At 60.3% G+C, this 10885-nt stretch carries 16 protein-coding genes; 9 read left to right on the forward strand and 7 right to left on the reverse strand.

The features are described 5' to 3' along the window. Positions 1–71 precede the first annotated feature (71 nt). The 5 genes from A7D21_RS32750 to A7D21_RS32770 form a co-directional block, all read right to left on the reverse strand. Complete coding sequence (locus A7D21_RS32750; protein ID WP_069553734.1) at positions 72–983, reverse strand: SDR family oxidoreductase; 912 nt, start codon at positions 981–983, stop codon at positions 72–74. Positions 984–1114: 131 nt separating this feature from the next. Beyond that, positions 1115–2017 (reverse strand): alpha/beta fold hydrolase, encoded by a 903-nt coding sequence (locus tag A7D21_RS32755; RefSeq protein ID WP_053257926.1) that lies wholly within the window; start codon positions 2015–2017, stop codon positions 1115–1117. Beyond that, on the reverse strand, positions 2017–2799 hold the full coding sequence (locus A7D21_RS32760; protein ID WP_053257927.1) for a class II aldolase/adducin family protein: 783 nt from the start codon (positions 2797–2799) through the stop codon (positions 2017–2019). Before A7D21_RS32760 ends, A7D21_RS32755 begins: the two co-directional genes overlap by 1 nt. Before the next feature lie 139 nt (positions 2800–2938). After that, positions 2939–3625 carry an LrgB family protein gene (locus A7D21_RS32765; protein WP_053257928.1) on the reverse strand — a complete coding sequence of 229 codons (687 nt, stop codon included), beginning with the start codon at positions 3623–3625 and terminating at the stop codon, positions 2939–2941. Next, positions 3615–4001, reverse strand: a complete 387-nt coding sequence (locus A7D21_RS32770; protein WP_053257929.1) for a CidA/LrgA family protein — start codon at positions 3999–4001, stop codon at positions 3615–3617. The genes A7D21_RS32765 and A7D21_RS32770 overlap by 11 nt, the downstream gene beginning before the upstream one ends. A 98-nt stretch (positions 4002–4099) precedes the next feature. Here A7D21_RS32770 and A7D21_RS32775 point away from each other — a divergent pair, with 98 nt between their 5' ends. Next, positions 4100–4996: a LysR family transcriptional regulator gene (locus A7D21_RS32775; protein WP_053257930.1), complete on the forward strand. Its 897-nt coding sequence runs from the start codon at positions 4100–4102 to the stop codon at positions 4994–4996. Here the strand turns inward: A7D21_RS32775 and A7D21_RS32780 are convergent. Continuing rightward, positions 4977–5432: a flavodoxin gene (locus A7D21_RS32780; RefSeq protein ID WP_053257931.1), complete on the reverse strand. Its 456-nt coding sequence runs from the start codon at positions 5430–5432 to the stop codon at positions 4977–4979. The two genes, A7D21_RS32775 and A7D21_RS32780, sit on opposite strands and share 20 nt — an antisense overlap. 129 nt (positions 5433–5561) lie before the next feature. Between A7D21_RS32780 and A7D21_RS32785 the strand changes: the two genes are divergently transcribed. Both A7D21_RS32785 and A7D21_RS32790 read left to right on the forward strand, forming a co-directional pair. After that, positions 5562–6029: a PAS domain-containing protein gene (locus A7D21_RS32785; RefSeq protein WP_053257932.1), complete on the forward strand. Its 468-nt coding sequence runs from the start codon at positions 5562–5564 to the stop codon at positions 6027–6029. A 58-nt stretch (positions 6030–6087) separates the two neighbouring features. Then, positions 6088–6693 (forward strand): hypothetical protein, encoded by a 606-nt coding sequence (locus A7D21_RS32790; RefSeq protein WP_053257933.1) that lies wholly within the window; start codon positions 6088–6090, stop codon positions 6691–6693. Between the two features lie 2 nt (positions 6694–6695). Here the strand turns inward: A7D21_RS32790 and A7D21_RS32795 are convergent, their stop codons facing one another. Further along, entirely contained in the window at positions 6696–7655 is a 960-nt protein-coding gene (locus A7D21_RS32795; protein WP_069553735.1) for a MerR family transcriptional regulator, read from the reverse strand. Between the two features lie 211 nt (positions 7656–7866). Here A7D21_RS32795 and A7D21_RS32800 point away from each other — a divergent pair, with 211 nt between their 5' ends. Genes A7D21_RS32800 through A7D21_RS32825 form a run of 6 tightly spaced genes read left to right on the forward strand, consistent with a single transcriptional unit; the run spans position 7867 to position 10801 of the window. Then, on the forward strand, positions 7867–8424 hold the full coding sequence (locus A7D21_RS32800; protein WP_053257935.1) for an antibiotic biosynthesis monooxygenase: 558 nt from the start codon (positions 7867–7869) through the stop codon (positions 8422–8424). 57 nt (positions 8425–8481) lie between these two features. Then, positions 8482–9192, forward strand: a complete 711-nt coding sequence (gene folM / locus A7D21_RS32805) for a dihydromonapterin reductase (protein WP_053257936.1) — start codon at positions 8482–8484, stop codon at positions 9190–9192. Between the two features lie 20 nt (positions 9193–9212). Then, a complete protein-coding gene (gene folE, locus A7D21_RS32810; protein ID WP_053257937.1) occupies positions 9213–9773 on the forward strand; it encodes a GTP cyclohydrolase I FolE in 561 nt (186 codons plus the stop codon). A gap of 2 nt (positions 9774–9775) precedes the next feature. Then, the gene (gene folX, locus A7D21_RS32815) at positions 9776–10147 is read left to right on the forward strand and encodes a dihydroneopterin triphosphate 2'-epimerase (protein WP_003194073.1); all 372 of its coding nucleotides are present in this window, start codon (positions 9776–9778) and stop codon (positions 10145–10147) included. Between the two features lie 23 nt (positions 10148–10170). Further along, complete coding sequence (locus A7D21_RS32820) at positions 10171–10467, forward strand: DUF1244 domain-containing protein (RefSeq protein WP_016971058.1); 297 nt, start codon at positions 10171–10173, stop codon at positions 10465–10467. Next, positions 10460–10801, forward strand: a complete 342-nt coding sequence (locus A7D21_RS32825) for a HopJ type III effector protein (RefSeq protein ID WP_053257939.1) — start codon at positions 10460–10462, stop codon at positions 10799–10801. The genes A7D21_RS32820 and A7D21_RS32825 overlap by 8 nt, the downstream gene beginning before the upstream one ends. Positions 10802–10885: the final 84 nt, after the last annotated feature.

The following is a 10885-nucleotide window of genomic DNA, read 5'->3' on the forward strand; positions in this document are numbered from 1 at the left end:
CCTTTTTTATGCGCAAAAAAAAACGGGGCGCACTGAGCACCCCGCAAGATTAAACCGTGTTCAAGCAACGATCAGAGGCTGAACTTCTGCAAGTTGGCCATCATCTGCGTCAACGCCTCAATGGTGTCCTTGGGGTGAACAGCGCCCTCGAAGTCACAAATCTGCGCCCAGTGCGCCGCCACGTCATCCGGCGAGAACCCGGCTTGCGGGTCGAACCCCACGCCCAGGCTGCGCTCCCAACGGGTCTTGCCGATCCAGCCGCCGCCGACTTCGAACAGCCCGGAGGTTTCCTGGCACGCCTCGCTGCCCAAGTACACCACCAACGGGCTGACCAGTTCCGGCTTGAGGCGTTCGAATACTTGCGCCGGGATCAGGCCTTCGGTCATGCGCGTGCCGCCCGTGGGGGCAATGGCATTGACCAGTATGTTGTTCTTGCGCCCTTCCAACGCGAGGGTGCGAGTTAAGCCATACAGGCCAAGCTTGGCCATGCCGTAGTTGGACTGGCCGAAGTTGCCGTAGATGCCCGAGGTGGACGCGGTGAAGATCACCCGGCCATAACCCTGCTCGCGCATATGCGGCCAGGCGGCGCGGGTGACTTTGTAGGCGCCTTCGACATGCACCCGGTAAACCAGGTCCCAGTCACTGTCGTCCATTTTGTGGAAGGTCTTGTCGCGCAGGATGCCGGCATTGTTGACCACGACGTCAACGCGACCGAAGACGTCGAGCGCGTTCTGCACAATTTTGTCGCCGTCGGTAACAGAGTCATGGTTGGCCTCAGCAATGCCACCCGCCTCGCGAATTTCATTCACCACCCGGTCGGCGGCAGAGGCACTGGCGCCTTCGCCCTGGGTTGAACCGCCGAGGTCGTTGACCAGCACTTTGGCCCCGTGCCTGGCGAACAGCAGCGCATGGGCCCGGCCCAACCCGCCGCCGGCACCGGTGACGACCACGACCTTATCCTGGAACTGCACTGACTCACTCATAACGAACTCCGCTGGCGACAATGGGAATGGGGTGAGTGTCAGGCACGCAGCCGTTGGTCACAATAAAGGCAGCCGAGGCTGAATGGTGCTCGATAAGGCAGCGGGATGATTCCCCCACAGCAGCAGGCCGCTCAGGAATAAGCGACACACGACGCCGGCTGGCCCATTCGCTCGCGAAATTCGAGGTAATGCTTGAGCACCAACACGGGTGCCTCAATCTGCGGATAGTGGCCGATATTGGCCAGCAAAACGCTGTCGGCGTTGGGCACTAACTGATGATAACGCTCCACCATATGGGCACCGGAGATCGGATCGACTTCGCCATCGATCACCCGCATCGGCACGCCGTCGCGTTGCATTGCCGCCACCCAGCGCTCACGCAGGCGGCGGCGCTGGGGAATATACGCGATCAGTTTGTGCAGGATGCGTGGGCCGTCATTGCAGCTGATCAGGCTCCAGAAATCATCCAGGGCACTTTCACTGGGGCGCGTATTCGGGCCAAAGATCTGACCGAAGCTATCTGACAAGGCATTGCGCCCGAAGGCGCGGCCGATCATCCAGCCGATCGGGCTGAGCAACAGCTTCTGCACCAGGGCCGGGCGGTGGGTTTCCGGAAACAGCCCGCCGTTGAGGAACACACAGCTGGCCATCGCAAAGCGACCTTCGTAATGACGAGCCAGTAATTCCTGGGCGACGCTGTCGCCGTAATCATGGGCCAACACATGCACCGGCTGCTCCACGCGCAGGAAGTCGAGCAGCGCCTGTTGCAGGTCGGCCTGCGCCAACAGGCAATACTCGTGATCCAGCGGTTTGGCCGAATCGCCAAACCCAAGCATGTCGCACGCAATCACCAGGTTGCGCTGGGCCAGGGGCTGCCACAGGTAATGCCAGTCCCAACTGGCGGTGGGGAAACCATGAATCAACAGCAACGGCTCGCCCTGCCCGGCCACCCAGTAACGGACCGTGTGGCCACGAAACACGAAAGTCTGGGCACGCTTGCGCCAGGCTCTGAGCGGGATTTCGGCGAGAGGCATCAGCTTTTATACCCGGGATCTTGCACGTCCAATTTACGCAACAGCGCCGGCCACGCCAGTGCACCTCCCATACCGTGGGCGCTCTTTGTGACAGCTGCCACCATCGCCTTGGCGCCCGCCAAAATCTGCGGCTCGATCGCAATCAATTCGGCGCCACCGTTTTGCGCCAATACCTGGATATCGCAGGCGCGCTGAAACGTGAACATCATCAGGAAGGTGTCGGCGATGGTGCCACCGCAGGTCAGCAAGCCGTGGTTGTGCAGCATCAGAAAATTGTTGTCGCCCAGGTCCGCCTGCAGGCGCGCCTTCTCTGCATGATTCAGCGCCACACCTTCGTACGCGTGATACGCCAGGCTGGACAAGACAAAGGTGGATTGCTGGCTGATCGGCAACACGCCCTGCTTCTGCGCGGACACCGCAACGCCGGCCGCCGTGTGGGTGTGCAAGACACAGACCACGTCGTGGCGGACTTCATGGATGGCACTGTGGATGGTGTAGCCCGCAGGGTTGATCTCGTAGGGGCTGTCCATCAGCTTGTTGCCCGCCTGGTCGACCTTGACCAGACTCGACGCGGTAATCTCGTGGAACATCAGCCCATAAGGGTTGATCAGGAAATCATGGGTGCCGGGCACCTTGGCGGAAATATGCGTGAAAATCAGATCGTCCCAACCCTGCATGGCCACCAGCCGATAGCAGGCCGCCAGGTCGACGCGGGTTTGCCATTCAGTAGCGCTGACCTGGTCTTTGACATTCTGTGACGATAGAACGGGGGCAAGGCTCACGGTAACGACCTCCTGGGTTCACGTTCTTATTGTTTTTTGAATGAAGGGCCAGTCTAGTCAGACGCCGTGGCGGAAGTAGTTGCCTTCGCAGCCAGCTTGATGACTGAGCGAGTCAGTCATGAGAATAGTCCAACTCGCGTCAGAGAAGCGCCGCCAATAAAGGCACAGCCAACAGGTTGAGCAACCCCGTCAAGACCATCACCAGCCCCGCGACCGAACCTTCTTCGCCGCCCACTTCGTGCGCGCGGCTGACGCCCGCGCCATGGGCGCCGATGCCAAACAATGCACCGCGCGCCAAAGGGGTGCGCAGCGGCAACCATTTAAGCAGCACGCCACCGAGCATAGCGCCGAACACGCCGGTAAACATCACAAATACGGCGGTGAGTTCCGGGACACCACCGAGGTCGGCGGAGACCGGCATGGCGAACGGCGTGGTGATTGAACGCGGTAACAAGGACAGGGTCACTGCGCTGTTCAACGCCAGTGCCTTGGCCAGCCCGAACGAGGTGCCGATGGAGGCCGCGCTGCCCGCCACCATCCCCAGCAGCAACGCCGACCAGTGGCGCGCCAGCAACCGGCGCTGTTGCCAGATCGGCACGGCAAACGCCACGGTGACCGGCCCCAGCACCAGCATCAACCAGTGCGTGTCGGTGGCGTATTCGGCGTAGGCGGTTTTCATCGGCACAGCCACCGCCAGCAGCAGCGCGGGCACCAGGATCAACGGTGAAAGCAGGTAACGTCCGCTGCGGCGGTAGATCCAGCGGCTGAAAATATAGGCGCCCAGGGTCAGCGCGAGCCAGAACATCGGCATCAGTTCAAGCTTCACGGCGCAGGCTCCAGCGGCAGACCATTTCCACGGTGAACGCCGTCACCAGCATCACCGACAAGGTGCTTAAGCCAATCACCAACAGAATGCGCCAGCCGTCATGGCGCACCAGGCCACCGTAGTCGAGCAGGCTCATCAGGGCCGGGATAAAGAACAACAGCATTTCTGCCATCAACACCCCGGCCCCCAGTTGCAGAGCGGCCGGCTTGACCAGCCCACTGGCGAACGTCGCCAGCAACAGGCCAAGCCCCACGACGCCACCCGGGATGGGCCACGCGAACCAGGCCGACAGTTGAGTGCCCAGCAGGTAGATCGCCAGCAGTACGACCAATTCGCTCAGCAGGCGGCCAAGATGTTTGCAGGTAAAACGTTTCATGAGCTTTGGGTCCTCGCAGGCCGCCATTTTAAAGAGACAGCTCCCATCCCCACAGCGAATTGTTAGACTGCAAGCTATTCCAAACTGGAATCCCGATAATGGAATTCAAACAGCTGCGCAGCTTTGTCGAAGTGATCCACCGGGGCGGCTTTACCCAAGCCGGGAAAACCCTGCATATCAGCCAATCCGCCGTCAGCAAGCAGGTCGCGCAACTGGAGCAGAGCCTCGGTACGGCGCTGCTGGAGCGCACCGGCTCACACATCCGCCTGACAGCTGCCGGCACGGTGGTATTGCAACGTGCCGAGGCCATGCTGCGCCTGCACACCGAGCTGCTCAGTGAGCTTGATGATATGCAGCAACTGGCCCGTGGCGAGTTACGCCTGGGCTTACCGTTATTAGCAGGCGATTCTTTGTTTGCGGGGTTGTTCGCGGAATACCGCCGGCGTTATCCGAACGTCACCATCCAATTGCTGGAAGGTGGCAGCCGTACCATTGAGCAGGCGATTTTGAACGGCGAGTTGGACGTCGGCGGCAGCCTGATGCCCAGCGACCCGGCGTTTGCCTGGCAGGCCTTCTGCGATGAACCGCTGGATGCCTTACTGCCGATGGACCATCCGCTGGCCGACAACGCCCAAGTGCGCCTGGAAGAATTGGCGGACACGCCGTTCCTGATGTACCAGCGCAGCTTTGTACTCAATGACCGACTGATGCAGGCCTGCCAGCAATTGGGCTTCACCCCCAAGGAAATCGGGCGCAGCGGCCAGGCGGACTTTTTGGCGGCGCTGGTCGCGGCCGGCCAGGGCGTGGTGTTGCTGCCCAGCGTGGTCGCCCGCGGCCTGGTGCGGCCCGGCGTGGTACGCCTGACGCTCAAGGCGCCCGATTACCTGCGCTGGGACATTGCCTTTATCTGGCGTGAGGGCGCTTATCTGTCCAAAGCCGCCCAAGCCTGGCTGGCGTTGCTGCGCGAATTCCCGGTCAACCGCGCAGTGCAGTGACCAACTCGGCCAGCCAAGGCTCGGCGTCGGCCTCCGGGGTCACGCTTTCGCTGGCGTCCAGACGCAGCATCGGCAGCACTTCGCGCACGCCCAGCTCGCCGAACAGCTCGCGCATCTGCTCGCCGCCACCGCAGAACGTGTCGCCGTAACTGGCGTCGCCCAGGCCGATGACTGCGCCGGGCAGACCACGCCAGGCGGCGGGCAGTTGGTCGCGAATCATCGAATACAGGGGTTGCAGGTTGTCGGGCAACTCACCCATGCCGGTGGTCGAGGTCACCGCCAGAAAGGCTTCAGGGGCAAAGGCCTGCACGTCGGCCAAGCTGGCGCGAGGGTTGTGCCAGGCGTCAAAACCGGCCTTTTTGAGGATGGCTTCAGCGTGGCGGGCAACTTCTTCAGCCGTGCCGTAGACCGAGCCGGAAAGGATGGCGACTTTCATCAATCTGATCCTGTAGTTGAGCGAAAGCGTGGGATATTAGCAGCTGGCGCAAATATTTCAGTGCGCACCGTGCAACATTCAAGACTTGCCATAAACTCCAAGCTTTAAAAACCAGCCATGGACCGCTCAATGATTAACGCCAAGCTACTGCAGATGGTCGTCAATGCTTCCAATGACGGTATTGTCGTCGCCGAACGAGAAGGCAAAGACAAACCACTGATCTACGTTAACCCGGCGTTCGAGCGCCTGACGGGGTATGCCCTGGACGACATCCTTTATCAGGATTGCCGCTTCCTGCAGTCGGGTGACCGCGACCAGCCAGCGCTGATCGCCATTCGCGAAGCGCTCGACAGCGGTGGGGCCTGCCGGGAAATCCTGCGCAACTACCGCAAGGACGGCACGCATTTCTGGAATGAGCTGTCGCTGTCGACGGTTTATAACGAGGCCGACAAGCAGACGTATTTCGTCGGCGTGCAAAAAGACGTCACTGCCCAGGTCAAAGCGCAACAACGCGTCGCGCAGTTGGAGGCGCAAGTGGCCGAGCTTAAAGCGCAGTTGGCGGCCCTGGAAACGACGAGCGGAAATAACAAATTGTAGTAAATGAGGCCGTTAGAGGGATAATGGCTTTTTAGTACCTCATCCTTGAGCTACATCAATGCACCGCGACGCTCTCTTGACGCAGGACGAACTGGATTTTATCCAGGACATGCAGCACAACCCGCAGCTCAACGTGCGGGACGCATGGTCGAGCCTGACCGTCAACGGCGGTGCACAGATTCGCGATTTGCTCACGCGGCTGGCCGCTCACGACCACGTTACCATCCAAGCGCAGTTCGACAACCAGCAACTCACCTTCCCCTTGCACCTGGTGGAAGATGAGTTTCATGCGGTTCACTTGCGCTTGGGGGTACCGAGCATTTTTGAAGACGGCCCGATGATCCGCCCGTGGCGCCTGGCGCTTGAGACACCGGTGGCGCTGGAGAACGTCAAGGGTAACCCCGCCGCCCTGTGGGTGCATGAGGTGTCATTCAAAGGCGTGTTGGTGGAGATTCGCGGCCGGGTCAAACCGCCGAAAACCTTTTCCCTGTGGTTCAGCCCGTCCGGTTACGAGCGTATTGCGTTGCGCGGCACCCTGGAGCGGGAAACCGCCCGAGGGTTGTTCGCCTACCGCTTGAGCCAGAGCGATGCGGAGGAAATCGAACGCCTGCGCCAGTTCATCCTGCACCAGCATCGACTGGTCCACCCGCATGTGCACGCCTGATATCAGGTATCCAGCGCGCCGCTGAGGAACTGCTGCAGTCGCCGCCGCATCAAGCTGCCCTCGTTGCCCAGGCAGCCGACGGAGGAGCCCACCAAATCCTTCTCGGCCAAGTCCGAGGCGATACCGGCAAAGAACAGCGGGCAATCCAAGGTCAACGCCAACCGACTCAAGCGCCCCGGCAGGCCCTGGTTGTGTGAATGGTTGGAGAAAATAATCAGCGCCTGGGGATGCATCCGTTCACACACCAGTGTCAATTCTTCAAAGGGCTGGCCCATGCCGAGCACCTTCACCGCCAGGTCATCGCCACTCATCAGCAACGCCGCGACCAGCAACTCCAATTTACGACACTCGCCAGGTATGGCTGTCAGTAATACCCGTGGCGCGGTTGAGGCACTCGCAGACTGCAGGCGCAGGAAGGCCTGTATGCGCAGAAAGGCGTCGTAAAACAGCCATTCGCTGGCTTGGCCGAAACGGCCTTGGTGGCGCAGCAGGTCATACCACAGCAGCATCAGGATATTCTGGAACGCGACGCCGAGCGGGTAGGTCGCAAGAATCTGACCGTACAGGCTCTCCAACTGACGATCGTCAAAGGCACTGACGGCTTGCACCAGTCTCGCCCGCCACTGCAGCCATTCGCTCTCCTCGCACGTATCGCGCTCAGCGCGCACGGCACTGGCCTGCTGATCATCGCGCGCAAGAATTTTGCCGACCTTGCTCACCGCCACACCCCGCTCAATCCAATCGAGAATGCGTTTGACGGTCTCAATATCAGCGCTGGAGTAGAGGCGGTGCCCACTTTCGGTGCGCGTGGGCTGGATCAGGCCATAACGACGCTCCCATGCACGCAACGTGACGGGGTTAACACCTGTCAATCTCGAGACTTCACGAATCGGAAACAATGCCATCGAATCAGCAAGGTTTTCAGCGGCAACTTCGCGAGTAGGCGCAGTAATTTCAGGCATCTGGGGTCAAAAACGTCCGTGTGAATGTGGATCCCATTTAACGCCTGAACACTTGTCCTTTTCAAGGCCCGGCTCTTTAGACCAATGTCACTGGCGTAATTTTTCAAAACAGGAATAATCCTTGCCTGTTTTTCAGGTGGTGGCCCAACCCGGCCGCCATCTTTGCGCATTACCTACCCGGTTCAGCGCACCTGATATTTGGAGATACACAATGTCTACCTCACCCGTCACCCTGATGGTTGCGCGCCGCGTCGCCAAAGGTCGCTATGAAGAACTGATGGCCTGGCTGCGCGAAGGCGAGCAATTGGCCACCGACTTCCCCGGTTATCTGGGCTCCGGTGTACTTGCTCCGCCGCCCAACGATGATGAATTTCAGATCATCTTCCGCTTCGCCGACGAGAAAACCCTGCACGCCTGGGAATTCTCCGCGTCGCGCGGCGCCTGGCTGAGCCGTGGCAGCGAACTGTTTGCCGACCCGTCCGAGCATCGCGTCAGTGGCATTGATGGCTGGTTCGGTGCCGTGGGTGCGCGACCACCGCGCTGGAAACAGGCCGTGGCGATCTGGCTGGCATTTTTCCCGGTGTCGCTGCTGTTCAACGTTGGCCTGGGGCCGTTGCTCAGCGAGCTTGACCTGTTCAGCCGCGTTTTGGTCAGCACGCTCGCGCTCACGCCATTGATGGTTTACTTCTTTATTCCACTGTCGACACACCTGCTGGCGAGCTGGTTGCACCCCGCGCCGCCGCGAAAGGTCACCGAAGCTGCTGCGTGAGTACAGGGGTGGCCGGTCGCTGGTATAGTTTCAATCTGCCAGCGACTTGAGCCCCCCATGACTGCAACGAACGCCCCGATCCTGATTACCGGCGCCGGCCAGCGTGTCGGCCTGCATTGCGCCGAACGCCTGCTGGACGAGGGCCATTCGGTGATTTTCAGCTACCGCAGCGAACGCCCCGGCGTTGCGGCCTTGCGCGAACGCGGCGCGCTCGGCGTGTTTGCGGATTTTTCCAGTGAAGCCGGGATCCTGGCCTTCATCGCAGCCCTTAAAACCCACACCGACAGCCTGCGCGCGATCATCCACAACGCTTCGGCGTGGGTCGCAGAAACGCCAGGCGACGAAAGCCACGCCTTTACCGACATGTTCAGCGTGCACATGCTTGCGCCGTACTTGATCAACCTGCATTGTTCACCTTTGCTGCAACGCTCGTCACCCGCCGATATCGTGCATATCAGCGATGACGTGGTGCGCAAGGGCAGCCGCCAGCACATCGCCTATTGCGCCACCAAGGCCGGCCTGGACAGCCTCACGCTGTCATTTGCCGCGCAGTTCGCGCCAACGATCAAGGTCAACGGTATCGCCCCAGCCATGGTGATGTTCAATGAGGGCGATGACGCGGCCTACCGCGCCAAGGTGCTGGCCAAATCGGCATTGGGCATCGAACCCGGGCCGGAGGTGATCTACCAGAGCGTGCGTTACCTGCTGGACAACCCCTATGTCACCGGTACCACCCTGACCGTCAACGGCGGGCGGCATATCAAGTAAGCCGTTTGTGAGGATGTTGTATGACCTTGTCCCTGCCCCAACACTACCGCGAGATCCTCAAAGGCCTGGGCGAAGACCCGGAACGCGAAGGCTTGCTCGACACCCCCAAGCGCGCTGCCAAGGCCATGCAGTACCTGTGTCATGGCTACGAGCAGAACCTGGACGAAATCGTCAACGGCGCGCTGTTCGCGTCCGACAATGACGAGATGGTGATTCTCAAGGATATCGAGCTGTATTCACTCTGCGAGCACCACTTACTGCCCTTTATCGGCAAGGCGCATGTCGCCTATATTCCGACTGGCAAGGTGCTCGGCCTGTCGAAACTGGCGCGCATTGTCGACATGTACGCGCGGCGCCTGCAAATCCAGGAAAACCTCACGCGGCAAATCGCCGACGCCATCCAGCAGGTGACCCAGGCCGCCGGCGTGGCCGTGGTGATCGAAGCCAAGCATATGTGCATGATGATGCGCGGCGTGGAAAAACAGAATTCAACCATGAACACTTCGGTGATGCTCGGCGCTTTCCGCGAGTCGAACACCACGCGCATGGAGTTCCTGCAACTGATTGGACGGAGCAAGTAGCAATGCCACAACTTCAACCAGGCATGGCGCGCATCCGGGTCAAAGACCTGTGCCTGCGCACCTTTATCGGCATCAACGAGGATGAGATCCTCAACAAGCAGGACGTGCTGATCAACCTGACCATCCTGTATGCCGCTCAGGAAGCCGTGCGCGACAACGATATCGACCACGCGCTGAATTATCGCACCATCACCAAGGCCATTATCGCCCACGTGGAAGGTAACCGCTTCGCCCTGCTGGAGCGCCTGACCCAAGAGCTGCTGGACCTGGTGATGAGCAACGAATCGGTGCTCTACGCCGAAGTCGAAGTGGACAAGCCCCACGCGCTGCGCTTTGCCGAGTCGGTATCGATTACCCTGGCAGCCAGCCGCTAACCCCTGGATCAGCAGTGAGCCCTATGAACGACCAACAACGCCTCGAACTCGAAGCTGCCGCCTTCCGCCGGTTGGTAGCGCACCTGGACAGCCGCAAGGATGTGCAGAACATCGACCTGATGAACCTCTCGGGTTTCTGCCGCAACTGCTTGTCCAAGTGGTACAAGGCCGAGGCCGATGAGCGCCACATCGAGCTGAGCCTCGATGACGCCCGTGAAGTGGTGTACGGCATGCCGTACGCCGAGTGGAAAGCCCAATACCAGAAAGAAGCCAGCGCCGACCAACAGGCGGCGTTTGCCAAAGGAAAACCCCATGACTGATTTGAACACCCTGCGCGCCAGCCTCAACAGCGGCGAACACCTGTTTGCCGACACGCTGGCCTTTATCGCTGCCGGTTACGACTACCAGCCGCAAGCTTTCACCAACGGCAGCGTGGAAAACGCCGCCGGTCAAAACGAAGGCTCGTGCAAGACCCTGGGGCTGGCGCTGCTGGAAGGCTTGAGCGATCAGCAAGCGCTGCTGGCCTTTGGTGAGCATTACCGTTCCGTGCTGGCGACGCCTGAGGGCAGTGATCACAGCAATATTCGCGCATTGATTGCGCATGGTTTGGCCGGTGTGAAATTTGCTGCGCAGCCACTGACCCGCAAGTTCTGAGTCAAACACAACTCAAAATGTGGGAGCGGGCTTGCTCGCGAAGGCGGTGGATCAGTTGATACATGTGTTGCCTGACACACCGCT

It is taken from the genome of Pseudomonas sp. AP19 (assembly GCF_001728855.1).
GTDB lineage: Bacteria > Pseudomonadota > Gammaproteobacteria > Pseudomonadales > Pseudomonadaceae > Aquipseudomonas > Aquipseudomonas fluorescens.